This is a genomic window from Roseofilum reptotaenium CS-1145, from assembly GCF_028330985.1.
GTDB lineage: Bacteria > Cyanobacteriota > Cyanobacteriia > Cyanobacteriales > Desertifilaceae > Roseofilum > Roseofilum reptotaenium.
Genome location: NZ_JAQMUE010000064.1, coordinates 37,946 through 64,717 on the forward strand (window position 1 = coordinate 37,946; position 26,772 = coordinate 64,717).

The following is a 26,772-nucleotide window of genomic DNA, read 5'->3' on the forward strand; positions in this document are numbered from 1 at the left end:
CAATCCTGCTGTAGCTGAGGGGGTATTCCCCTACTCCTTTACGGGATTCTATTAAGTATAACTTACTTACAGCATAAAGCGCTGTATCTTGAATTCTCTCAGATTCTTCCTCAATATGATGATCGCGCCCCTACCCATGATGCAATCAATTCTTTCCCAATTGCCTTCAGAAGCCCGGCAATGGACTGAAGGCTTGTCTTGGCAACAGAGAAGATATGTATTATCTCTGTGTCATCTATTACTATCTGCCCCATCAGAAGTGCAAGCCGAATTTTTAGATGAATATACGGCTGATGGTATTGTCGCTAAATTAGTTCAAGATCAAAAAACCAAAGAAAAAGTTGAACATTATTTACAGATCTTTCAAATTCCTAGAGTCTTGAATGAAAAACAATTAAGGATTTATATCCGGCAATTTTATATTCATTCTGCTCACGATTTGCGGTGTGAACCGCAAATATTTCTCGAATCTGTATTGCAACTGGTTGTCGATCCACAGGAAAAGAAGAATGTATTCACTTACACTCTTGGATTTGAACTTTTGTTGATGATATTTCGCATGAGTTGGCTACAGCATGAACGACTTTATTTGATGCAAATCAATCAAGAGTGGTTCCTTCAGACGTATATTAAACCAATTCAATATACCCATAAAATCAACCATATTATTACGCCCAAAGATGAGCGTCTATTTTTTGCCAAGCGGAACTTTTTTGTCCAAAAGCCAGAAGTTTCGGATAAGAAAGCATGGGAGTTAGTTATGGCGACATTTAAGACTGAAACAGTCACGAACTTAGGATTTTCTGTCATTCGTCATCACAATGCTTTTATCTTTGACTCCGATTATATTTTCAGTGAAGAAGAAGAGATAGAAACTCCCTTAATGTCGGATTTATCTCTAAGAGAAAGCCGTAGCTTGTAACCCTGACCAAACCTTGCCTTTCGCCACCTTAAATAATTCTGGATGTTGGGATTGACGTTGCAGCCAAATAGGGGAAAAACCCGCTTCAATTGCACCCAGATAATCATCTTCGTAACTATCGCCAATATGCCAAGCTTGGTGCGGTTTATAACCATGTTTAGCGAGGGCAGTATGGAAAATTTTGGAGTTCGGTTTAGCTACACTAACCTCTGTAGAAATGGTAATCGATTGAAAGAAATGCTGTAGACCTAGAGCATTGAGAACCTTATGTAAACGAGAATCAAAGTTAGAAATCACCCCCAATTCAATATTTTGATTTTTCCAGCTTAAGAGGGCAATTTTCACATCCGGATAAACAAACCAGGGATAGAAGGTAGAGAAATAATGATAGAGTTCATTGAAAAACCGATCAAAATCAGTAAACTGATCTATGACCTCAGATTGTTCAAAGGTGGCAAAGGCGATCGCCTTCCACCAGTCGAATTCATGGGACTGTAGCTCTTGACGATCGATGTCTGGAAAGGCGGCTGGTGGAGCCTTTTTAAAACTCTCGAAAAACGTGTGATCGATCAGATCGGCAGAAACTTGAACTCCAAATCCTTGTGCGAATTGGCTATAAATTTCTCCTACACTGCCGCGTACTCCAAAGAGCGTACCCACAGCATCTAAAAAGATAACCTTTGGTTTTGACATAGTGATGCCTTTGATGATCTAATTTAACATTATCTCTTGTAAGGGTTGGGTAAGCCAGTTAAAGGCGACTTTTAATTGATGGTTTAGGGTGGGCAGACGATAGAGATAAACGAGACGACGGGCAACATGGGCCAGGGGGCCATCGAGCTGAAGTCCTAAACCGGTTAAGGTGGCATTATCGATACCAAGAGCCATCATTTCACCGAGGTGAGAATAGCGGACTGGGAGCAGGGGCCGATCGCATAAAGAGGCCCATATATTCCAGGCACAATAATCTGCCTGTTGAATGGCTGCTTGGGCAGTTTTCGGTAAGACTTGACCCTCAGCATCGCAGCAGTCGGAAAGGTCACCCAGAATAAAATAATGGGGATAGTCGATCGCCTGTAGGGTGGCTGTCGTGGTAATCTGGCCGCGAGGATTCTTTTTCAGCTCTAGACCTTGGATACTCGGCGGAATTTGGGTTCCCACTGTCCACAACAACATATTGACGGGAATCGTATCTTCTTGACCTTTATACAATAGGGAAATGGAATCAGGGGCGATCGCTTCAATGGTGGTTTCTAAATCAATCCACACTCCTTTTTGTTTTAGGGCGGCTTCGGCTGCTTTGCGGTTAAACTCTGGAGAGTTGGCTAAAATGCAATCCCCTTTTTCAATTAAACGAATACGTCCGCGCTCACCCAAGCGATCGGCTAATTTACAAGCTAATTCTACGCCACTGTAGCCCCCACCCGCGATCGCCACCCGAATAACCTCTTCTTCCGATGCGATCAAAGTACCCAAACAGGCTTCTAGGCGATAGACATCTTCGAGCGTCCGAAAGGGAATGGCATATTCCTGACATCCAGGAACCCAAGTTAGGGGGGTTTCTCCGCCCAACGCTAACACAATGCGATCGCCGTGCAGAACCTGTCCTGAGTCTAGGGTAACGTCTTGAGTCTCCAAATTAATTTGACTGACCTCTGCTTGGATGAACCTGACTCCAGTGTCTGCCAACAGCTCTGCATAAGGGGGAGCAATTTCCCAAGTCTGCATTTCGCCCGTAATCAATTCATACAATAGGGGCATAAACAAAAATCGGTCTTGGCGATCGATCAAAACGATCTCTGGTTTTTCCTGTCCCTCCCAAGACAACTCACTCAAACGTAGGGCAGTATACAACCCGCCAAAACCACCACCGAGGATACAAATGCGTGTAGATTGTTGTGACATAACAGAAGACTCGGACATCTACAAGAGAACTTCTTACAGGATACAGCGCTTCGCGCTAGAGAATAGAGCAGATAGGTTGCAATACATGGGTGCATGAGCATTAGACTGTATTACAACTGATTTTCTGCCCACTTATGCAAAAGATCTAACCCAATTATAGATAATGCGCATGTTGTAGGGGCTTTCCAGCCAGAAAGTCCCTACAGGAAATTCCGCTTATGCAAGGCTGGCGATCGCTTTGTCTACCTCAGCAACTGCCCGATCTACTTCCTCCGCAGACACAATTAACGGAGGCACAAAGCGCACTACTTTCGGCCCTGCGGGAACCAATAAAACGCCTTGTTCCATAGCTGTTTTGACAATTTCAATCGAGGTTAAAGGACTTTCTGCTTGCAGTTCCATGCCGTTAATTAAGCCCCATCCGCGCACCTCTGCAATGAGTTGGGGATATTTAGCGGCGATCGCCCTTAAGCCTTTCCGCAGTTGCTCGCCCCGCTCTTGCACATTTTGAATTAACCGCTCTTGCTCCAGAGTTTGGCAGACTGTTAGTGCTGCGGCACAAGCAAAGGGGTTACCGCCAAACGTACTGGCATGGTTTCCCGGTTCAAACACATCGCAGAACTGCTTACAGAGCAGAGCACCAATGGGAATACCACCGGCTAACCCCTTGGCTAAGGTAAAGATATCCGGTTCGATACCCAAATTCTCATATCCCCACAGTTTTCCCGTACGTCCCATTCCCACTTGCACCTCATCCAGAATCAGCAAAATTCCGGTCCGATCGCACAACTGGCGCAAGCGCAGGAAATACTCCAATTCTCCAGGACGCACCCCTCCTTCACCTTGCAAAGGTTCCAGTAAAATGGCAGCTACACGCCGTTCTGAGGTATCTAGGGAGGCGATCGCCTCTTTTACGGCTTCAAAATCGTTATAGGGCACATAGGCAAATCCAGGAACCAGGGGACTAAACCCTTTTTGATATTTAGCTTGACCGGTTGCGGTAATAGTGGCTAGGGTACGACCATGAAAACTCGCTTTTGCTGTCAGGATAATCGGATCTTCAATCTGCAATACCGTATGGGCATATTTGCGCGCTAATTTAATCGCACCTTCATTGGCTTCCGCACCAGAATTACAGAAAAAAGCGCGATCGGCACAAGAATGCTCAACTAACCATTGGGCTAATGCCCCTTGTTCAGGAATATAGTACAGATTCGAGACATGGTGCAACTTGCTAATCTGTTGTACTACTGTTTCCACTAAAGCTGGATGAGCATGACCGAGGGTGCAGGTGGCAATTCCCGCCACAAAATCTAAATACTCTCGATCTTGAGTATCCCAAACCAGGCAACCTTTTCCTTGTTTTAGGGCGATCGGAAACCGCCCATAAGTAGACATTACATACTGATTAAACTCTGATGGATCATAAGCCTTTTCTGAAACTGGGGGGGCATCGGTCGGGGTTAAAATTTCTGGACTCACAGTTAGTTCCTCTAGATCAAAAGGACACAGCATTATCAAGGGATTTGCAGTAACTTCAGTGCCCTAAAGCTAATCCCAAATACTCCATGGTAGCCTTGAAATTAAGTAATCTCGAGTTTTTGTCAACACTTCTTGACAATCAATTGTTAATTTTCGTTAAGAAGTGAGGAGAAAGGGCTTCTTATGTTACAGTGTCTCAAGATCCAGAATACAATTGCAACTCAATAGCGAAGCTATCCTATAGTTATCATTGTATTGTTGGCTCTTCTAATGTGGATCGAAAATTAAATCAAAACGTTTTTCCAGTGCATCAGGAATCAGTTGAGTTTATGAAATATTCCATTGAACAGAAGAATGGTGCTGATATTGCAATTATTGGTATGGCTTGTCGGTTTCCTGGAGCTGATGACTACAACCAATATTGGGAAAATTTGGAAAAAGGAGTCAATAGTATAAGTGAAATTCCGCCCCAAAGGTGGGACGTAGAAAAGCATTATTCTCCTATTCCTAATCAACCGAATAAGACAATCAGTAAGTGGGGCGGATTAGTTGAAGGGATAGATGAGTTTGATGCTGAGTTTTTTAGTATTTCTCCCCGAGAAGCAGGAAAAGTAGACCCACAACATAGAATTATGTTGGAATTGACCTGGTCTTGTATCGAAGATGCAGGTTACTCCCTCTCCCAAGTTTCAGGAAAAGATATCGGTGTTTTTATCGGGGCGTGCAACTATGACTCTATTCTGTTGATGAACCAAGATCAACAGAATGTAGAAGGTCATAGTGGAACAGGTACTTGGACTTGTATGATTCCCAACCGCATCTCTTCATTTTTTAACCTACATGGCCCAAGTATTCCGATAGATACAGCCTGTTCAAGCTCACTGGTTGCTCTTCATTACGCCCTGAAATCTCTCAAAGAATCAGAATGTGACATGGCATTGGTCGGTGGACTGAGCGTGTTATTTACTTCAACAACCTACATCCAGATGAGTCAACTGGGCATGTTATCGCCCACAGGACAATGTAGAACATTTAGTAGTGATGCGGATGGTTATGTTAGGGGAGAAGGTGCAGGAGTCGTTTTATTAAAACCTCTCACCAAAGCTATAGAAGATGGCGATCGCATTTATGGTGTCATTCAAGGAAGTGCGATTAATCACGGAGGACAAGCCAGAACGATCACATCCCCCAATGTCTATGCCCAAGCTCAAGTCATTCGTTCAGCCCATAGCAGAGCCAATATTTCTCCCAATACAGTATCTTACATAGAATCTCATGGAACAGGAACACCATTGGGAGATCCGATAGAAATTAATGCCCTGAAAAGAGCCTACAGACAACTTTATCAACAGTATGGAGTTAAAAAAACGGAGAAACCCTACTGTGGGATAGGAGCAGTAAAAAGCAATATTGGGCATTTAGAAGGAGCAGCAGGAATTGCGGGATTAATCAAAGTCCTATTAGCAATGAAGCACAAAAAACTGCCCCGCATAGTGAACTTCAAAGCCTTAAATCCACGCATTAACCTTAAAGATACTCCGTTCTATATGCTAGAGGAAAATCAAGCGTGGAAGCGATTAAAAAATGAATCGGGAGAAGAGATCCCGATACGTGCTGGCTTAAGTTCTTTTGGGATCGGTGGCGTTAATGCTCATGTTGTATTGGAAGAATACCGAGAAGCAGTCAAAGTTGATAGCCATCTCGAACGTCCAAAACAGATTTTGTCCTTATCAGCACAGACAGAGCCAGCCCTGAGAGATCTGGCAACAAAATACCAAACTCATTTAGAATTAAAGCCTGAAGAATCACTACAAAGCATCTGCTTCAGTGCCAATACGGGGCGGACACATTTTGCAGAAAAATTAGCCATAGTAGCAGATTCAAACAGCGATTTACAGGAGAAAATAGCCGATTTCCTTCAGAATCATGAAAGAACTGGTGTGGTAAGAGGAAAGGCAGAAAGCCAGGAGAAAGAGATTGCTTTTCTGTTTACTGGGCAGGGGTCTCAATATGTGGATATGGGACGACAGTTATATGAGACTCAACCCCTATTTCGGGAAAGTTTAGACCAATGCAATGAAATTCTAAAAGAATATCTAGAAATCCCTCTATTAGAAGTTATATATTCTCAGTCAAGCGCTTCTTTATTAGATCAAACGGCTTATACGCAACCCGCTTTATTTTCTCTGGAATACGCCCTAGCTAAGTTATGGGAATCTTGGGGGATTAAACCCAATGCAGTCATGGGACATAGTGTGGGAGAATATGTGGCAGCAACAGTGGCAGGCGTTTTTAGTTTAGAAGAGGGTCTAAAATTAATTGCCATGCGGGGAAGGTTGATGCAACAGTTACCCCGTGGTGGAGAGATGGTGGCAGTGATGGCATCAGAATCTCAAGTTAGGGAGGCGATCGCACAATCGAATTCCCAAGTAACAATAGCAGCCATAAATGGGGCGGAAAGTATAGTGATTTCTGGGGAGAGTGGGGCGATCGCAACCCTCTCTAGTAAATTGAAATCACAAGGCGTTAAAACCAAGCCTTTACAAGTATCCCATGCTTTCCATTCCCCACTAATGGAGCCTATGTTGGCACAGTTTGAAGCAGTCGCTCAGGAAGTCACCTATAGTCAGCCTCGGATACCCGTCATATCAAATGTCACTGGTCAAAAAGTCGATGCAGACATGGCAACTGCTCAATATTGGGTCAATCATGTCCGACAACCTGTGAAATTTGCCCAGAGTATAAAAACTCTCCATGAAGAAGGGTATAAAGTTTTCTTAGAAATTGGTCCCAAACCCATATTGTTAGGAATGGGAAGACAATGTTTACCAGAAGATGTGGGAGTATGGTTGCCCTCGTTACGTCCTGGAGTAGAAGAATGGCAGCAAATGCTATTAAGCTTAGGACAATTGTATGTCAAAGGTTTCAAGGTGGATTGGTCTGGGTTTAATCAAGATTATACGAATCAGAAAGTTGCGTTGCCCACCTACCCATTCCAGCGAGAAAGATATTGGATAGATCCTTCTGAGAATCAAGATCGGAATATGACTGATCAAAGTTCAAATTCACTTCTTGAACTCATTAGTCGAGGGGATTCAGAGGAATTAATTCAAGAGCTGAAGTTATCGGAAGAATTAACAGAAGATGAAGAAAAAGTATTACCTAAGTTGTTAAGTATTTTGAAAGCTAAGTATCAAAAGCACCTGCAAGACCAGGGTGATGTAGTGGGTGACTTTTATGATGAGTTAGCTTCGTTGACAGATGAAGAAGCAATTTTGAACTACATTCCTTTGCCAGGGATTATCAAAGGATTTTCATGGGTTCTATTTTTTGCCAAACTAAAAATACAAGAAAGATATCACAAATTAGCATCAACAGCCCAGCAAGAGATTAGAAATATAGCTTGGCAGAAAGTCGATTTTTCTGCTTGTCGTAAAGTTCTAGATATTGGTTGTGGCCATGGAACTGATTTAATGACTTTAGGTCAGAAGTATAATCACTTAGAGCTTTGTGGCTATACAATATCAGAAGGGCAAGTAGAATTAGGAAACAAAAAAATCCGTGAATTAAACCTAGAAGAACGGGCAAGAATTGTTAATGGAGATAGTTCTCAGGATGAGTTTCCAGATCATTACGATTTGATATATGGATTTGAAGTTATTTGTCACATCAAGAAGAAAAAGGAACTCTTTGTAAATATCAAGAATCACTTAAATGACAAGGGTCATTTCGTAATATCAGACTTTATCTCTAATGCCTCATTTAACATTGATTATGATGCTCATTCATCTTATCTGATCGCTCAACAAGAGTGGCTGTATCTATTATCAGAAAGTCATATTAAAATCATCCGTTATGTAGATATTAGTCATGAGATGGCTAATGGTTTAGACGATCCTAATTTCCCAGAGAATCTCGACTATGTATGTAGAAAAAGTAATTTAAACGAGAATGCCAGAGTCGGGCTGCAATCTTATGACAACCTCTACAAGATGTTGCGTAAGGGGCTAGTCAGCTATGTAGTCATGACAGCCCAAAAGCAAGATTCATTGTCAGTAGACGAAATTTACCAGTGGAACCAAGAAATTCTACAGAACCCCCTACGTTACTCTGATGTTTCATTACAACAATTTTTCTATGGCATAGAATGGCAAAAAGTAGGCGCTCGGCAACAGCAGAAAAAAAGACCGCAGCCAAGAACTTGGATCATCTTCAGCACTTCGGCTTCGCTCAGTGACCACGATAAAGAGGGTGTAGGGGAAAGACTGAAAAATAGCTTGGAAGAAAGAGGCGATCGCTGTTTGACGGTATTTATGGGGGAAACCTATAATCCAAAGGAAACCGGAAGTTGGGAGCTAAACCCATCTAATCCAGCCGATTTTGAGCGTTTTTGCCAAGAGGCAAAGGTTGGGGAAAGTCCGAGAATCATTCACTTGTGGAGTCTGGAAACTACACCTTCTCAACAACTCACGCAGTCAGCTTTAGAGTCAGGACAAAAGAATGGTTGTGGTAGCGTCTTGCATCTGGTGCAAGCTATGGAAAAACACTGGAACTCATCCTCACCTCAACTGTGGTTAATGACTCAAGGTTCCCAGTCAATCCTGCCTTCCGAAGAAGTGGCAATAGCCCAAACCCCACTTTGGGGACTCGGAAAAGTCTTATCTTTGGAACATCCTCAATTATGGGGAGGATTAATAGACTTAGATCGCCAATCTTCCACAAGTGAAGCAGAAATCCTACTACAAGTTCTAGAAGAGGAAGCAGAAGAAGATCAACTGGCGATTCGGAATGGAGAAATCTATGTAGCTCGTTTAGAAAGACAACTTTTAGCAGAGTCTAAACCCGTATCCTTGAGTGAGGAAGGAAGTTATTTAATTACTGGGGGCACAGGCGCATTAGGATTGAGTGTAGGTCAATGGCTGGTAGAGAAGGGATGTCAACATCTAATGTTAATCAGTCGCTCTCAGCCATCAGAGCAAGCACAATTGAGAATTGAGAGTTTACGCAAGCAAGGAGCAGAGGTAGTTGTAACTCAAGCCGATGTATCTGTGCAAAAAGATATGGAGAAGGTATTCAAGCAAGTGAAAGAAACAATGCCACCTCTCAAAGGAGTAATTCATGCAGCAGGACTTGTAGGATTTAACCTGCTTAAGGAGATGGAAATTTCTCAACTTGAAGCCATATTGCGTCCCAAAGTAGTAGGAGGATGGGTACTACATCAATTAACTCAGAAGCTTGAGCTAGACTTTTTTGTGAATTTCTCCTCCATTGCCTCAGTATGGGGTTCTAAAGGCCAAGCTCATTATGCAGCAGCTAACCATTTTCTGGATGGATTAACCGATTATCGCCAATCTCTGGGATTACCAACCTATAGCATCAATTGGGGGCCTTGGTCAGGAGGCGGAATGGCAGCAGGAGAGTCCATGGATTGGTTAAACCAAATGGGCGTAAAACCTCTAGAGCCAGAAAGAGCGATCGCCGCTTTGGAGAAAGTCTTAGCCAGCAATAGTCCTCAAACCGTAGTCGCAGATATCAATTGGGATTTATTTAAGGATCTCTATGAACTCGGAGGTAAACGGTCATTTCTGTCCGAAATTTCCCTGGACTCAGAAGCAACAGATAGAGAACGCTCTTCGGAACAGAAATCCGAAGTGTTACAACAACTTTATGAAGTTCCAGAAAGCGAACGGCTCGAAATACTGATCGAGCATCTGCAAACTGATGTCGCTAAGATTATCGGGTTATCGAAATCCAAACTTCCCGATCCCGAATTAGGATTTTTCCGAATGGGGATGGATTCCTTGATGGCGGTTGAGTTAAGAAATCGGTTGACGGCTACTTTTAGGTTCTCGATCAGCACAGCCACCTTGTTTGAAAAGTCTAATATTAAAGACTTAGCTGAATACTTGATTGAAGAAATTTTCTCTGAAGAGCCAGAGGAAGAAATTGGGGTTGAAGAGATTGACAATATCGCTCCTCCCCAGAAGATAGAAACGGAGTTTGAAGGAGAAATTGATAGTGAGCTTGCTTCAGAGTTAGAAGAAATTCAAGCTTTACTGAAGGAGGAAAGCTAAAATGAGCATATCCAAAGAAGTGCTTCAAACTTTGAAGGAAATGCGGGGTAAGCTTGAAGCGGTCAATAAAGCCAAAACCGAACCGATCGCCATTGTGGGAATGGCCTGCCGATTTCCTGGAGGAGCGACTGACCCCTCAAAATACTGGAGTTTGTTGCATGATGGCATAGATGCCATTACCCCCGTTCCTGGCGATCGCTGGGATGTCAGTGCTTATTACGATCCCGATCCAGAAGTTCTAGGGAAAACTTACACCAAAGAAGGGGGATTTATTGAGCAAGTTGACCAGTTCGATCCCCTATTTTTTGGCATCTCTCCCAGAGAAGCCGCGAGTTTAGACCCTCAGTACAGATTACTTTTAGAAGTCACTTGGGAAGCACTGGAAAATTCTGGGCAAACCTGGACAAACCTGAAGAATAGTCAGACCAGTGTCTTCATGGGGATCTCCACAGATGACTATTCTTCCGTCATTTTCAACGAAGCCAAAAGTTACCCGACTCTGGGAAGTAATAGAAGTATTGGAGTCGGTCGTATTTCTCATCTCTTGGGTTTGCAAGGGTCTAATATACAGGTCGATACCGCTTGTTCGAGTTCTTTAGTGGCGGCCCATTTAGCTTGTCAGAGTTTGCGATCGGGAGAATCCAACTTAGCCTTAGTGGGTGGAGTGAATTTAATCTTATCGCCCTTCAGCACGATTGGTCGTTGCCAACTGAGGGCACTAGCCCCTGATGGTCGTTGCAAGACGTTTGATGCGTCTGCAAATGGTTATGGTCAGGGAGAAGGATGTGGTGTTCTGGTTTTGAAACGCTTGTCTGATGCAGTGAGTGATGGGGATCTAATTTCAGCCGTGATTCGAGGTTCTGCGGTTAATCATGATGGGCCCAGTAGTGGGATGACCGTTCCCAATAGAATGGCTCAGAAAAAGGTGATTCAACAAGCTTTGAGCAATGCCAAGTTAGAACCCGATCAAATTAGCTATTTGGAAGCTCACGGTACAGGAACGTCTTTAGGAGACCCCATTGAGATAGAAGCTCTGGCAGAAGTATATGGCAAAAAACGTCCAGTAGATGACCCTCTAATTGTGGGGTCAGTCAAGACGAATCTTGGGCATTTGGAAGCAGCAGCCGGTGTATCATCGTTGATGAAGGTGATTTTAGCCCTTAAACATCAGGAAATCCCCCCTCATTTGCATTTAAAAGAACCGAATCCCCATGTAGATTGGGATCGATTACCCATCAAAATTCCGACTTCATTAATGCCTTGGTCTGACGAGGGCAAACCCAGAATAGCAGGGGTGAGTTCCTTTGGGATGGGCGGGACTAATGCTCATATCGTTTTAGAAGAAGCACCAAGAGAAGGCAATAGGCACACTTCGACTGCGCTCAGTGACCAAACTTCGACTGCGCTCAGTGACCAAGGCAACAGTGAAGATCAGTTAGAACGTTCGCTGCACATCTTGACTCTCTCAGGTAAAACAGAAAAAGCTTTAGAAGATTTAGTTAGTCGTTATCAAAAGCATTTAGAAACGAATCCCGATGTGGCAATAGCAGAGGTTTGTTATACAGCTAATACGGGAAGGCAACATTTTCAGCATCGACTAGCCGTGATTGCTTCTGACCCAAAGGAATTAGCTGAAAAGCTATTGGGTTGGAAAAGAGGACAGGAAGTCGTTGGCCTCTCTTGTGGACAATTCGATCGGGGTAGCGCAAGCTCTAAAATAGCTTTCCTATTCACCGGGCAAGCTTCCCAGTATGTGGATATGGGTAAGCAATTGTATGAAAGTCAGCCAACTTTTCGCCAAGCTTTAGATCGATGCGACCAAATTTTACAGCCCTATCTAGACTATCCTTTATTAGAAGTTCTCTACCCGAAAGAAGAACAAAAGTCAAGCTCTAGTTTGTTAGACCAAACCGCTTATACCCAACCGGCTTTGTTTGCGGTTGAATACGCTTTGTTCAAGTTATGGGAATCTTGGGGAATTAAACCCAATGTAGTCATGGGTCACAGTGTCGGAGAATATGTAGCAGCAACTGTGGCAGGAGTGTTCAGTTTAGAAGAGGGTCTGAAGTTAGTTGCTGCGCGGGGACGGTTGATGCAACAGTTACCCCCTGGTGGAGAGATGGTGGCAGCGATCGCATCGGAATCGGTGGTGCAAGAGGAGATCGGCGACGATGCTTCAAAAGTTACGATAGCAGCAATTAATGGGCCGGAAAGTACGGTGATTTCTGGGGAGAGTGGGGCGATCGCCAGCATTTGCACTAAATTAGAAGCACAAGGCATTAAAACCAAACCTCTACAGGTATCCCATGCTTTTCATTCCCCACTAATGGAGCCAATGTTAGCCGAATTTGCAGCAGTCGCTCAGGAAGTGACCTATCGTCAACCGAAAATAAAGTTCGTATCCAATGTAACTGGACAAAAAGCGGGAAATGAAGTCACTAAAGCAGAATATTGGGTCAATCATATCCGACAACCCGTACAGTTTTATCAAAGTATAAAAACGTTGCACGAGCAGGGAAATGAACTCTTCTTGGAAATAGGGCCGAAACCCATTTTGCTCGGCATGGGGTCTCGATGTCTACCAGATGTAGGAGTATGGTTGCCATCCTTACGTCCTGGTGTAGCAGAATGGCAACCAATGCTATCAAGTTTAGGACAGTTGTATGTCAAAGGCATAACCGTGAATTGGTCAGGATTTGACCAAGATTATACTCGTCAGAAAGTAGCATTGCCAACCTATCCATTCCAAAGAGAATGCTGCTGGGTAGAAATAAATAAACAGAAGGAACCTCAAACATCCGGGGGAATTACCGAGACTTCAATCGTAAAATTACTCAGTCAAGGAAAAACAGAGGCGATCGCTCAACAACTGGAAAGATCCGTAAACCTTTCACCCGAACAGCGTAAACTTTTACCCGAACTCTTAGAGGCATTAGCTAAACAACATCAGGAACAATTAGCCGCAGCAGCGATCGCAAATTGGTTCTATGAAATTCAATGGAAACCTTTAAATCGATCTGGCTCTCCAAACAATATGCAACCGAGTCATTGGTTGATTTTTGCCGATCGCACAGGCATAGCTGAAAAATTCGCCCAAAAATTACAACAACAGGGCCATCAATACAGCTTAGTTTATCGGGGAAAGAGTTATCAAAAACCAGAAGCAGGAAAATATCAGCTCAATCCTTCCATTCCTGAAGAATTTGATCAACTGTATCAAGAAATTCAAGACGGGAATCAACTGCCCTTGTCAAGGTTAATTCATTTGTGGAGTTTAGACGCTCCAGAATCTAAAGACTTAACCCTTGATGCTTTACAAGAAACCCAATTATGGGGATGTGGCAGCGTGATGCACCTGGTACAAACTTTGCTTAAAAACGCCAGCCTCTCCCCACTGTGGTTAGTAACTCGTGGCTCTCAGTCCGTATTATCTCAAGAGAAAAATATACCAGGATTAGCAGCCTCGACCCTGTGGGGATTAGGTCGAGCCATATCCCTAGAACATCCCCAATTATGGGGAGGATTAGTAGATCTAGACCCACAAGCTTCAGTAGAAGACGAAATAGAAATGCTGTGGCAATTATTAGGGAATGAGCAAGAAGAAGATAATTTAGCCTTACGGGGAGAACAGAGCTATGTCGCTCGTCTAGCAAACCAAGAACCTCCAGAATTTCCTCAATCCCTATCCTTATCATCAGATGGGAGTTACCTAATAACCGGAGGGTTAGGAGCTTTAGGACTACATACCGCAGAATGGTTGGTAGAAAAGGGAGCTAAAAATATTATCTTAACGGGTCGCCGCCCTCCTTCAGAAAAAGTCCAAGAATCCATACAGCAGTTAGAACAAGCAGGATGCCAAGTCAAGGTGTTATTAGGAGATGTTTCTATTGAAGAACAGATCGCCCAAATTCTGGAGCAAATTCAGACCTCAATGCCAGGACTTAAAGGAATTATTCATACAGCAGGAGTGCTGGATGATGGAACCCTACAACAGATGAATTGGGAGCGTTTTTCTCAAGTCATGTCGCCCAAGGTTACAGGAACTTGGAACTTACATCAATTAACTCAAAATCTGCCCTTAGATTTCTTTGTCTGTTTCTCCTCAATAGCTTCCTTAATCGGTTCCCCCGGTCAAGGAAATTATGCGGCGGCCAATGCATTTATGGATGCTTTCGCGGGTTATCGTCGGAGCATAGGATTATCAGGACTAGCGATTAATTGGGGAGCCTGGGCATCTGAGGGAATGGCGGCTCGTTTAGCAGTGGAACATCAAAATCGCATCCAGAGCAGTGGGGTAAGTGAGATTGCCCTCAAAGAAGGAATGTATGCCTTGGAGTTACTGTTAGGAAATCAAATTGCAGATCCCCCTCCAGTCCCCCTTAGAAAGGGGGAAGTTAGAGAATGCTGCGCTGTTCCTGGTCAGGTCGGCGTAATACCCGTAGAGTGGTCGGTATTGGCAGAGCATTGGAGTGGTCTGCAAAAAAGTTCGTTACTACGAGAATTATTAGAGCAGGAGGAATTGGCAGAACGAGATACACTGAAGCAGAAAGTCAAAGCCGAAATTTTAGCAAAATTAGAGGCAGCATCACCAGAGGAACGTCAAGAAATTTTAATTGAACATATTCGAGGGCAAGTCGTTCAGGTGCTAGGTTTAAGTTCATCCCAGTTACCAGAAATGAATGTAGGGTTTATGGAAATGGGCATGGATTCTTTAATGGCAGTGGAATTAAAAAATCGACTGCAAAATCAACTGGGAACTCATTTACCTGAGACCCTAGCGATGGAATATCCCACAATTGCCAAATTGTCCTTATATGTAGAGGAGTTAATGGAATGGAAGACAACCGAAAATGGTACATTCTCTGATAAACTGAGTCCAACTGATGAATCGGAAATAGAGGGCGATATATTGCCAGATATTGAAGATATTTCAGAAGAAGATTTTGAAGCCCTAGCCGCTCAACAACTCGAAAAACTAAAGAATATGCTCTAAAATTAACCCTATAAGTTAAGGCTAAAATTTTATGGAACCGACTACCAAAAAAGAGGATCTCTCATTATCCAAACAGATGTTTTTAGCTTTAAAACAAGCTGAAGCTAAATTGGAGAGGATGGAGCGCTCAAAAAGTGAGGCGATCGCAATTATCGGTATCGGTTGTCGGTTTCCTGGAAATGCCAACACACCAGAGCTATTCTGGGACTTGTTATCAAAGGGTCAAGACGCGGTTAGAGAGATTCCCTTAGAACGTTGGGATATAGAGTCTTACTATGACCCCAACCCTGAGACTCCAGGGAAAATGTATATCCGGCACGCAGCATTAGTGGAGCAGGTCGATCAGTTCGATCCGCAATTTTTTGGTATCTCTGGCAAAGAAGCACACAGCCTTGACCCACAGCAACGTTTTATTTTAGAAGTAACTTGGGAAGCTCTAGAAAGAGCGGGTATTAATCCCCAGGACTTAGAAAACACTCAGACTGGAGTGTTTATGGGGATCGGTCAAAATGATTATGCGAACTTGGGGTTGAGCCAAGTTGAAAAGATTAGCCCTTACGATGCAACCGGAAATGGATTTTGTTTTGCAGCCGGTCGGTTATCTTACTTTTTAGGGTTGCAAGGCCCCTCCATGGCAATAGATACAGCGTGTTCATCCTCTTTGGTCGCTATCCATGAAGCTTGTCAGAGTCTGCGTCAGGGTGAGTCTAATCTAGCTTTAGCTGGAGGGGTTCAACTGATTCTCTCTCCTCAAGTGACCACTGCACTCTCAAAATTAAAGGCTCTATCACCCGATGGCAAGTGCAAAACGTTTGATGCTGCTGCTGATGGTTATGGTCGGGGAGAGGGATGTGGCATCATGGTGCTGAAGCGTTTGTCGGATGCACTCAAGGATGGGGACAATATCCAGGCAGTCATTCGGGGTTCAGCCGTTAATCATGATGGGCCGAGTAGCGGACTGACTGTACCGAATAAACTCGCTCAGGAAAAACTGATTCAGCAAGCTCTGAAAGCAGCTAAATTAGAACCGGATCGCGTGAGCTATGTGGAAGCACATGGTACAGGAACGTCCCTGGGAGACCCGATGGAAGTGAGAGCATTAAGTAGCGTGTTTGGGCCGGGACGAGATCGCCAAAACCCATTGCACATTGCTTCAGTTAAAACCAATATCGGTCATCTAGAAGCTGCTGCTGGAATTGCTGGTGCGATCAAGGTCGTTTTGCAACTACAACATCAAAAAATTACCCCTAATCTGCATTTTACTAATCCTAGTCCCTATATTGATTGGGAGAATATACCTTTAAAAGTTCCAACTCAACTGACCCCTTGGCTCTCATCAGGGGAGAAAAGAGTAGCAGGCGTAAGTTCTTTTGCGATTAGTGGTACCAATGCTCATATTATTTTAGAAGAAGCACCCAAAGAAGACAGGCACACTTCGACTCCGCTCAGTGACCAAGGCAAGAGTGAAGATGACTTGAAAGGTTCGGTTCATCTCTTAACTCTCTCAGCTAAAACAGAACAAGCGTTAGAAGATGTAGTCAGTCGTTATCACAACTATTTAGAAAATCATCCAGAGTTACCCCTAGCAGATATTTGTTATACAGCTAATGCAGGCAGAGCGCATTTTAATCATCGACTCGGTGTTATTGCTTCTGAGCCAAAGGAATTAACAGAAAAACTGGTGGACTGGAAAACGAAGAAAGAAGTCGTAGGGGTATATTCTGGACAACTCGATGGAAGTAGCCAAAGTCCAAAAATAGCGTTCCTCTTCACAGGTCAAGGTTCCCAATATGTGAATATGGGAAGGAAACTGTATGAAACTCAGCCAAGTTTCCGTCAAGCTTTAGACCGATGCGACCAAATTTTACACGCCTATCTAGAAGTCCCTCTATTAGAAATTCTCTACCCTAAAGATGCACAAAACTCAACGGTATTAGACCAAACCGCTTATACTCAACCGGCTTTGTTTTCTATAGAATACGCCCTAGCCAAGTTATGGGAATCTTGGGGAATTAAACCCAATGCGCTCATGGGTCATAGTGTGGGCGAATATGTGGCAGCAACTGTAGCAGGAGTATTCAGTTTAGAAGAGGGTCTCAAATTAATTGCTATGCGGGGAAGGTTGATGCAACAGTTACCTCCGGGTGGTGAAATGGTGTCTTTGTTAGCATCAGAATCTCAAGTCAGAGAAGCTATAGGTGAGGATGTTTCCAAAGTAACAATTGCAGCTATAAATGGGCCGGAGAGTGTCGTAATTTCCGGGGAGAGTGGGGCGATCGCCACCCTTTGCAGTAAATTAGCCTCACAAGGTATTAAAACCAAGCCGTTACAAGTATCCCATGCTTTCCATTCCCCATTGATGGAGCCAATGTTAGCAGAGTTTGAAGCAGTCGCTCAGGAAGTCACCTATAGTCAGCCTCGGATACCCATCATCTCCAATGTCACCGGTCAAAAAGTAGGTTCAGACATGGCTACAGCTCAATATTGGGTCAATCATGTCCGACAACCCGTAAAATTTGCCCAGAGTATGAACACTCTAAAGGAGCAAGGGTATGAATTATTCCTAGAAATTGGTCCTAAACCCATATTACTGGGAATGGGTCGTCAATGTTTACCAGAAGATGTAGGAGTCTGGTTACCTTCTCTACGTCCTGGAGTGGATGAATGGCAACAGCTCCTCTCAAGTTTAGGACAGTTATATGTACGGGGGACTCAAGTAGACTGGTCAGGGTTTAACCCAGATTATCGCTACCAGAAAGTAATCTTGCCCACTTATCCATTTCAGCGGGAAAGGTATTGGGTAGAAACCGGAAGTTCTCAAGCTATCTCTACACCTAAACTTCATCCTCTAATTAATCGGAAATTTCAATCTCCGTTATCAAAAGATATCTTTTTTGAGTCCGAATTTAGCACCTATGCTCTACCCTTTTTAGCCGATCACCGAATCTATGAAAAAGTAGTTGTGCCTGGTGCCAACCACATTTCCCTATTGTTAGGAAGTGCCTCTCTAACCTTTGCTGCAACTAGATGTCAACTGGAGGATATTCTGTTCCCCCAAGCCTTAGCGATTCCCGAAGAAGGAATCCGAACGGTTCAGGTCGCCTTAACTCCACAGGAGAGCGACTATTCATTTCAAGTGATTAGTTTAGATAGCTCTAAGGAGAGTAATTCTTGGGCTGTTCATGCTACCGGGAAAATCCATCCGACCCATATTGAGTCGCAGCAGTCTATAGAAACCATCGCCGAAATTCAAGCTCGTTGTCCTCAAAACATTGAAAGCACAGAAATTTACCAGAATCTATGGGATAGACAGGTTCAATTAAGGGAGCGTTTTAGATGGATCGATCGAGTCTGGTTAGGAGAAGGGGAAATCCTGTGCCAAATGAAAGTACCAGAGACGATCTTAGATGCAAAAGATTATCAAATACATCCCGCATTAATTGACTCCTGCTTTCAGTCAGTGGCTGCACTTAACCTCAGTCTTTCTGAGGATCAAACTGAAACGTTTGTTCCGTTCAATATCAAGAGATTTACGTTTTATCAGCGCCCTGAGAACGGTTCGCTTTGGTGTTATACCCGTGGATTGAAAGAAGGAGAATCAGAGGATAAACTGCTCAAAGCCGAAATACAATTATTTGACCAAACGGGGAAATTAGTAGCTGAAGTCAATGGTTTTGAGGGTAGGAAAGCAACACCGGAAACCTTACTCAAGAGTCTAGATTCCGATTTAAGTGATTGGTATTATGAAATTAGCTGGGAAGCTCAACCTTTAACCGAAACTGCACAATCTAGTGAAAATGCTGGTCAATGGTTAGTCTTTGCATTGACCGATCAATTTACAGAGTCTATAGGGCAGTATTTACAAGCAAGAGGACAGAACTATATCGGGATATCCCCAGGCTCAGATTATCAGCAGCTAGATGCTCAACATTATCAAATTAATCCCACTGTTGCCGAACACTTCCGCAAACTGCTGCAAGAGAATTCTGACATTAAAGGTATTTTGCACTTATGGGGTATCAATGAAACTGAGGATTTACAAATAGCTCAAGAACTCGGTTGTGCAACAGCTCTACATTTAGTGCAAGCTTTAACGGAAGCTGGACTCAGTCATGCCCTACCGATGTGGTTAGTGACTCAAGGGACTCAGAAGATATGGGACGAAGCAGAAGTAGTCCAACCCCAACAAGGAAGTTTATGGGGACTAGGGCGTGTAATTCGTCTAGAACACCCAGAATTAAAATGTTGCCGAATAGATTTAGACCCCAAATCGAGTCTTTCTGAAATGCTCCCTAGTTTAGTCGATGAACTCTTGGCGAAGAGTAATGAAGACCAGATTGCAATTCGTCAGGGAATTCGTTATGTAGCTCGCTTAATCCGACAACAAAAACCGCAAATTAGCTCAGAAGAAAACTTAGGATTAGAACGTCAACCCCTAGAGTTGAAGTTGTCTGAATATGGACTGATAGATAACCTCAACTGGCAGGTCATGCAGCGCCGTTCTCCACAAGCAAATGAAGTAGAGATTGAAGTCAAAGCCGCAGGTTTAAACTTCCGAGATGTACTCAATTCTTTGGGTTTACTGAAAGACTATTATGCTCAGGTATTGGGGATTACTGACGTAGCTCAACTTAACTTTGGCTTAGAATGTGTCGGTGTTATTGCCTCTGTGGGAGACAATGTGTCTCAGTGGCAGGTGGGAGATGAAGTCATGGCGATCGTTCACAATGGCTTTAGTAGTTTTGTTACTACTCCTGCTGAGTTAGTTATGGCTAAACCGAAACATCTGAGCTTTACGGAAGCAGCCACCTTACCCTTAACTTTTGCTACAGCTTACTATGGATTACAATACTTAGCTAAAATTCAGCCCGGCGATCGCGTATTAATTCATGCTGCGGCAGGAGGGGTAGGGCAAGCGGCAGTTCAAATTGCACTCCAACTAGGAGCGGAAGTCTTTGCTACAGCGAGTCCTCCCAAGTGGGAGTTTCTCAAGTCTATGGGGGTCAAACACATCATGAATTCCCGGACTTTAGAGTTTGCCGATGAAATAATGAGTCTTACTGGGGGGAAAGGTGTAGATATCGTCTTAAATAGTCTGAATGGGGACTTCATTGATCGGAGTTTTGCGGTTTTAGGGAACAAAGGACGATTTGTAGAAATTGGCAAAATCGGAATTTGGGACAAACAAAAGGTAATGGAGACGCGGCCAGATGCTGAATACTTGCCTTTTGATATTGGAGTGACGATCCAACAACAACCCGGTTTAATTGCGGAATTTTCAGAAGCATTAAACCAACAATGTTCATCAGGAACACTGAAGCCATTGTCTTATAAAGTATTCCCCAGTACACAAGTGCAAGCGGCTTTCCGATATATGCAACAGGGTAAGCATATCGGGAAAGTGGTTGTTTCTCTGCCAGAAACTGGAGAAGACAAAACATCGATCAAACCAGACGCAAGTTATCTAATTACAGGAGGTTTAGGGGCTTTAGGTTTGGAAGTCGCCCAATGGATGGTATCCGAAGGAGCCAAGCATATCGTATTAACGGGGCGAAGAAGTCCGAATGAAACGGCACAAAACGCGATCGAGCAGTTAGAAGCAGCAGGAGCATCGGTCAGTGTTTTATTAGGGGATATTTCTACTCAAGAGTCTGTAATGAACATCTTAGAAGAAATATCGACTTCGCTACCTCCGCTCAAAGGAGTGATTCATGCTGCTGGGGTGTTGGATGATGGGGTATTACAAAAGATGAGCTGGGAGAAATTTATGAACGTGATGGCTCCCAAGATGTCAGGAACCTGGTATTTACATGAACTGACTCAGAATTTACCTTTAGATTTCTTTGTGTGTTTCTCGTCAATGGCTTCGATGTTGGGCAATTTTGGCCAAGGCAATTATGCTGCGGCGAATGGTTTTATGGATGCAATCGCTCACTATCGCCAAGGTCAGGGTTTACCCGGATTGAGTATTAACTGGGGAGCCTGGGCAACAGCAGGAATGGCGGCTCGTTTGGCCAGGGAACATCAAAATCGAATGCACAGTAGCGGAGTAGTGGCAATTAAACCGGAATTAGGAATGCAAGCATTGGGTTCATTGTTGTCAGGATCTCAAAGCCAAGTCGGGGTGTTTCCGGTGAATTGGCAGGAGTTTTTTAGACAGATGCCAGGATTGGCAAAACTCCCATTTTTAGAAGCGTTTACCACAAAATCAGGAGAACCGGATCAGAACTCTCGGATTTTAGAACAGCTCGATCTTGCTTCCGATCGTGAACAAGAAACAGTATTGACCGCTTATCTCCAAACCAAAATTGCTCATATTATGGGGATGACGGTTTCTCAAATAGAGTTACAAAAATCTCTAACTATGATGGGACTTGATTCATTGATGGCTGTGGAATTGCGAAATCAGGTTCAAACTGAGCTTTTAGTCGATATTCCAGCGACCCGATTTATGGAAGGAATTACGATTGAGCTTCTAGCAACTGAGATTCAGCAACAACGGATTCAAACAGATAACCAGCCAAGGATTGAATCGAGTAAGGAAGAGCAACCGGATGAAAATAAAGAGAGTAATTGGATAGAGGTGGAACTATGAACTTAGTGGAGTTTTTACAAGATCTATCTCTCAAAGGGGTCAAGTTATGGTGTGCTGGTGACAAACTGCGTACTGGAGGTTCCCAAGAGGTATTAACCCCTGATGTTATTGCTCAACTGAAGCAGTACAAAACTCAAATTGTGCAGTTATTGCGGGAACAGCCCAATTTATTGCAGGTCTATCCTCTATCTTACGGTCAAAGAGGTCTCAGATTTTTATGGGAACTTGCCCCACAAAGCTATACTTACAATTTGTCATTTGCGGTTCGTATTTATTCTCCGGTAGATCTGGCTATTTTGCAGCAAACTTTTGAGGGATTAAGACACCGCCATCCCATGCTGCAAAGTACGTTCCCCAAATTGGCTCAAGACATGGTTCGACAAGTCCATCACAATCAATCCTTAGATTTCTTGGAGATTGATGCTTCGAGTTGGAATGAGGATGAGTTGTATGCAAACGTTCTTCAAACTCATCGTCAACCCTTCGATCTGGAGACCAAACCCGTCATGCGAATCAGGTGGTTTAGCCACTCGCCACAAGACTCTATCCTGTTGTTGACCATACATCATATTGCTTGGGATGGTTGGTCAATGAGTTCTATTGTCAAAGAGCTACCAGAACTGTACGAAGCTCAACAGACAGGTGTTGAAATATCTCTGCCTTCAATAGATAACTCTTACCAAGATTATGTGAGTTGGCAAAGGGATTTATTAGCTGGAACTGAAGGAGAGCGCCTCTGGAGTTATTGGCAACAAAAACTGGGAGGGGATTTGCCGGTCTTGAATTTACTGACCGATAAACCGCGACCTCCCATACAAACCTATAACGGTGCTGCTTATCCTTTCAATTTGCCTCAAGAACTGACTGAAAACCTGAAAGCACTCGCTCAGGAGGAAGGGGCGACTCTTTATATGGTTCTCTTGGCCGCTTTTCAAATTCTTCTATCTCGTTACACCAGTCAAGAAGATATTTTGGTCGGCTCTCCTACTTTTGGTCGGTCTAAACCTGAGTTTGTACCGATTGTTGGGTACTTTGTCGATCAAGTTGTGATGAGGGGAAGTCTTTCCGGAAATCCTTGTTTCAAAGACTTCCTGTCTCAGGTGCGCCAAACGGTTATTGAGGCCTTAGCTCATCAAGATTATCCTTTTTCTTTGTTAGTCCAGCGATTAAATGTAGAGCAAGATTCGAGTCGCTCCCCTCTTTTTCAAGCTTACTTTATGCTGCAAAATTTTCAAGGCGCTCAAACGGTACAAAAGCTGTTATCTAGCCGAAAGAAAACTGTAGTCAATTGGGGAAAATGGAACGTGGAGCCGTTTGCATTGGCTCAGTATGAAAGTCTGTTTGATTTGACTTTAGAAATGATTGAGGAAGATTCATCTATGATGGGATTCTTCAAATACAATACAGATCTATTTGATGAGCAAACGATTGTGAGGATGGCTAGCCATTATCAGGCGTTGTTAGCTGGAATTGTTCATCATCCCGAGCAAAATGTGGGGCAACTGCCTTTGTTGCCGGAGGCACAACAGCACCTGTTACTTGAGCAATGGAATAACACGGCTACGGAATATCCACAGGATCGCTGTATTCATCAGTTGTTTGAAGAGCAGGTTAAGCGCACTCCGGATGCTGTGGCAGTGATTTTTGGCGATCGCCGGTTGACTTATCAAGATTTGAATGAACGCGCTAATCAGTTAGCCCATTATCTGCAAAGTTTGGACGTAAGAGCAGAAGTCCTAGTCGGTTTATGTATCGATCGCTCTATAGAAATGTTAGTGGGACTTTTGGGGATACTGAAGGCTGGAGGCGCTTATGTCCCAATCGATCCGAGTTATCCGCAGCAACGGTTAGCTTATATGTTAGAAGATTCTGCTGTGCCGGTTTTGCTAACCACTGAGTCATTGTTAGAGCTTATACCAGAACATCAGGCTAAAATGGTCTGTTTGGATAGGGATTGGCCGGCGATCGCATCATATCCTGAGCAAAATCCCACCAGCGCAGTGGCTCCAGAGAATCGAGCTTATGTTATTTATACTTCTGGCTCGACAGGTAAACCTAAAGGAGTTCAAATCTGTCATCAGTCTCTCGTCAATTTCCTCGTATCCATGAACCATTATCTGGAATTGACAAGAGTCGATACGTTTAACGCCATTACAACCATCTCATTTGATATTGCAGCATTAGAACTTTATCTGCCCCTCATCGTAGGCGCATCAGTCGTATTAGTTCCCCGTGAAATTGCCATAGATGGCAACAGGCTCTTACCCCAGTTATTAGAATCTGGAGCCACAGTGATGCAGGCAACCCCTGCTACTTGGAAAATGCTATTAATGGCAGGTTTAGCCAATCACAAGCTGGACGCGAAATTATTGTCTGGAGGTGAAGCTTTACCTGCCCAATTGGCGGATCAACTCCGAGAGATAGCTAAGGAAGTCTGGAATCTTTATGGTCCTACGGAAACGACAATCTGGTCAACCATTTATAAGGTAGGCGATCGGCTAAAGCCAACAGAAGAGAGTTCGGTGATTACACCCATTGGTTGTCCCATTGGTAATACCGAAATTTATATCCTAGACAGTTATCACCAACCTACCCCTATTGGTGTACCGGGGGAACTCCATATCGGTGGAGTCGGTTTGGCTCGTGGCTATCTTAACCGCCCCGAATTAACTCAAGAGAAATTTATTCCTAACCCTTTTGAGGGTTTGCACATTCACAATCAAAGCTCAAGATTGTATAAAACCGGCGATTTAGCTCGATATTTACCGGATGGAACTATTGATTATCTAGGTCGAATAGATAACCAAGTCAAGATTCGAGGGTTCCGTATTGAACTCGGAGAAATTGAATCAACCTTGACTCAGCACCCAGAGGTGCAAGAAGCAGTCGTCATTACCGATCGCGATCGCTTGAGTGACAAGCCCTTGATCGCCTATATTGTTCCCAACTTCCAAGGTCAAGACCCAAGTTCTCGTGACTCTATCAATCAAGCTCACCGCGATCGCATATTACAATGGCAACAACTCAGGAATAATATCTATCAACAGACCACCATTGATGGAGCCTCAAATTTCAACCCTCTGATTTGGAGAGATAGTTATACTGGTCAGCCCATCCCTGAACAAGAGATGTCTCAATGGTTAAATTATACCATTGAGCGCATCCTCGATTTCAAACCCGATCGCATCCTAGAGATCGGTTGTGGTACGGGTCTGTTGCTCTTTAAGATTGCTCCCCACACTTCCAACTATTGTGCTACCGATATTTCCGACAAAGCGATTTCTTATATTGAACAGCACTTGGAAACCCTAGAGGGCAATGGGTCTCATGTTAAACTCTACAACCAACCTGCCCATGATTTTCAATCCGTGGAGCAAGAATCCTTCGATGCTGTAATCCTTAACTCAGTTATCCAATATTTTCCCAGTATTGAATACTTAGTAGAAGTATTAGAAAATGCAATCAAATTAGTCGAACCTGGGGGTCAAATCTTTATCGGAGATGTGCGAAGTCTACGACTACTAGAAACCTTCCATACTGATATATTATTGAGCCAAGCTGCTGACGATCTAACCCTAGAAGATTTATGGGATCGAGTACAAAAAAAATTAAAAGAAGAAGAGGAATTGGTAATCGATCCAACCTTTTTCCAAGCGCTACAGCAGCATTTACCCCAGATTAGTCAGGTAGAGATTCAACTCAAGCGCGGTCGTACCCATAATGAAATGACCACGTTTCGCTATGATGTGATTCTTCATATAGAAAAGGACGTTTTGTCCTCCAGTAGCGGCCCTCAATTGCTCAATTGGCAACAGGAGCAACTAACCTTACCCTCTATCGAGCACATTTTGGCACAAAAGCAGCCAGAGATGCTGATCGTCAAAAATGTTCCCAATGCACGCCTCCAATCTCCAATCAAGCTCAAGCAACTCTTGACCAGAAAAGATCAATTGATTAAGGTCGGAGAACTCCGAAAAACCTTAGAAAAAAACACTCTAGAAACAGGAATAGATCCTGAAGATTTTTGGAGCTTGAGTGATGAGTTAGATTATCGCATCTACATTACGTGGTCAGATCTTGAGACCCCTGATTGCTATGATGTTATATGTTGGAAAAAATCATCAGCACTAATTGAGAATCGATTCCCGTCCATACCGAGAGAAAAGTGCGAGCCAAAATCTTGGACACTTTACGGCAACAATCCTTTACAACAGAATTTATCTCAGCAGCTCGTTCCTAAACTACGAACTTTTCTGGAAAAGCTTCTACCTCAGTATATGGTTCCCTCAGCTTTTGTACTGTTAGAGTCTCTGCCCTTGACCCCCAACGGCAAAGTAGACCGTAAAAAATTCCCCAGCTCCAAGATAAACAATCGGTCTTATACTGAATATGTCGTCCCCAAATCGGAAATAGAACAACAGATTGCTAAAGTTTGGCAAGATGTGCTTCAACTGGAAAAAGTAGGAATTTATGATAATTTTTTTGAAGTGGGAGGAAATTCCTTGCTATTGATACAAGTAAGTGCTATACTTCAAGAAATATTTAAGACCAAACTCCAAGTAGTCGATCTTTTAAAATATCCAACAATTTATCATTTGAGTCAGTATATAAAAGGTGAAAGTATTAGCGATTATGACTCGAAGAAAGCCCGCAATATTCGTAATACCAACTTAAAAGAAGGTAAAAATATGATGAAACAAAGACTAGAACGGAGACAAGAGCATCGTTCTCGACCTCAGTCTAAGGATTAATGCAAGTATTGAACACGCAGTGTTGATGAATGGATTGAAATTAGTAAGAC

Annotated in this window: 8 protein-coding genes; 5 read left to right on the plus strand and 3 right to left on the minus strand. The window is 43.4% G+C overall.

What is annotated here, in order from left to right; genetic code table 11:
* The first annotated feature begins 136 nt into the window (after positions 1-136).
* On the plus strand, positions 137-922 hold the full coding sequence (locus tag PN466_RS10310) for a cobyrinic acid a,c-diamide synthase (protein ID WP_271939366.1): 786 nt from the start codon (positions 137-139) through the stop codon (positions 920-922).
* On the opposite strand, the gene PN466_RS10315 is transcribed toward PN466_RS10310, so the two are convergent.
* The 3 genes from PN466_RS10315 to PN466_RS10325 form a co-directional block, all read right to left on the minus strand.
* Positions 899-1,615 (minus strand): HAD-IA family hydrolase, encoded by a 717-nt coding sequence (locus PN466_RS10315; RefSeq protein WP_271939369.1) that lies wholly within the window; start codon positions 1,613-1,615, stop codon positions 899-901. The two genes, PN466_RS10310 and PN466_RS10315, sit on opposite strands and share 24 nt — an antisense overlap.
* An 18-nt stretch (positions 1,616-1,633) precedes the next feature.
* Entirely contained in the window at positions 1,634-2,827 is a 1,194-nt protein-coding gene (locus tag PN466_RS10320) for an NAD(P)/FAD-dependent oxidoreductase (protein WP_271939370.1), read from the minus strand.
* A 216-nt stretch (positions 2,828-3,043) separates the two neighbouring features.
* Positions 3,044-4,309 carry an aspartate aminotransferase family protein gene (locus PN466_RS10325; protein ID WP_271939371.1) on the minus strand — a complete coding sequence of 422 codons (1,266 nt, stop codon included), beginning with the start codon at positions 4,307-4,309 and terminating at the stop codon, positions 3,044-3,046.
* 329 nt (positions 4,310-4,638) lie between these two features.
* Here PN466_RS10325 and PN466_RS10330 point away from each other — a divergent pair, with 329 nt between their 5' ends.
* Genes PN466_RS10330 through PN466_RS10345 form a run of 4 tightly spaced genes read left to right on the plus strand, consistent with a single transcriptional unit; the run spans position 4,639 to position 26,722 of the window.
* The gene (locus PN466_RS10330) at positions 4,639-10,383 is read left to right on the plus strand and encodes a type I polyketide synthase (protein ID WP_271939373.1); all 5,745 of its coding nucleotides are present in this window, start codon (positions 4,639-4,641) and stop codon (positions 10,381-10,383) included.
* Position 10,384: 1 nt separating this feature from the next.
* Positions 10,385-15,376 (plus strand): type I polyketide synthase, encoded by a 4,992-nt coding sequence (locus PN466_RS10335; RefSeq protein ID WP_271939375.1) that lies wholly within the window; start codon positions 10,385-10,387, stop codon positions 15,374-15,376.
* Between the two features lie 31 nt (positions 15,377-15,407).
* A complete protein-coding gene (locus PN466_RS10340; protein WP_271939377.1) occupies positions 15,408-21,971 on the plus strand; it encodes a type I polyketide synthase in 6,564 nt (2,187 codons plus the stop codon).
* Positions 21,968-26,722, plus strand: coding sequence for a non-ribosomal peptide synthetase (locus PN466_RS10345; RefSeq protein WP_271939379.1), 4,755 nt, complete (start codon positions 21,968-21,970; stop codon positions 26,720-26,722). Before PN466_RS10340 ends, PN466_RS10345 begins: the two co-directional genes overlap by 4 nt.
* The last annotated feature ends 50 nt before the right edge of the window (positions 26,723-26,772 follow it).

Coding starts and splice junctions, on each gene's coding strand:
- PN466_RS10315 (WP_271939369.1), bottom strand. CDS start 1,615: ATGTCAAAACCAAAGGTTATCTTTTTAGATGCTGTGGGTACGCTCTTT.
- PN466_RS10340 (WP_271939377.1), top strand. CDS start 15,408: ATGGAACCGACTACCAAAAAAGAGGATCTCTCATTATCCAAACAGATG.
- PN466_RS10320 (WP_271939370.1), bottom strand. CDS start 2,827: ATGTCACAACAATCTACACGCATTTGTATCCTCGGTGGTGGTTTTGGC.
- PN466_RS10310 (WP_271939366.1), top strand. CDS start 137: ATGATGCAATCAATTCTTTCCCAATTGCCTTCAGAAGCCCGGCAATGG.
- PN466_RS10335 (WP_271939375.1), top strand. CDS start 10,385: ATGAGCATATCCAAAGAAGTGCTTCAAACTTTGAAGGAAATGCGGGGT.
- PN466_RS10345 (WP_271939379.1), top strand. CDS start 21,968: ATGAACTTAGTGGAGTTTTTACAAGATCTATCTCTCAAAGGGGTCAAG.
- PN466_RS10330 (WP_271939373.1), top strand. CDS start 4,639: ATGAAATATTCCATTGAACAGAAGAATGGTGCTGATATTGCAATTATT.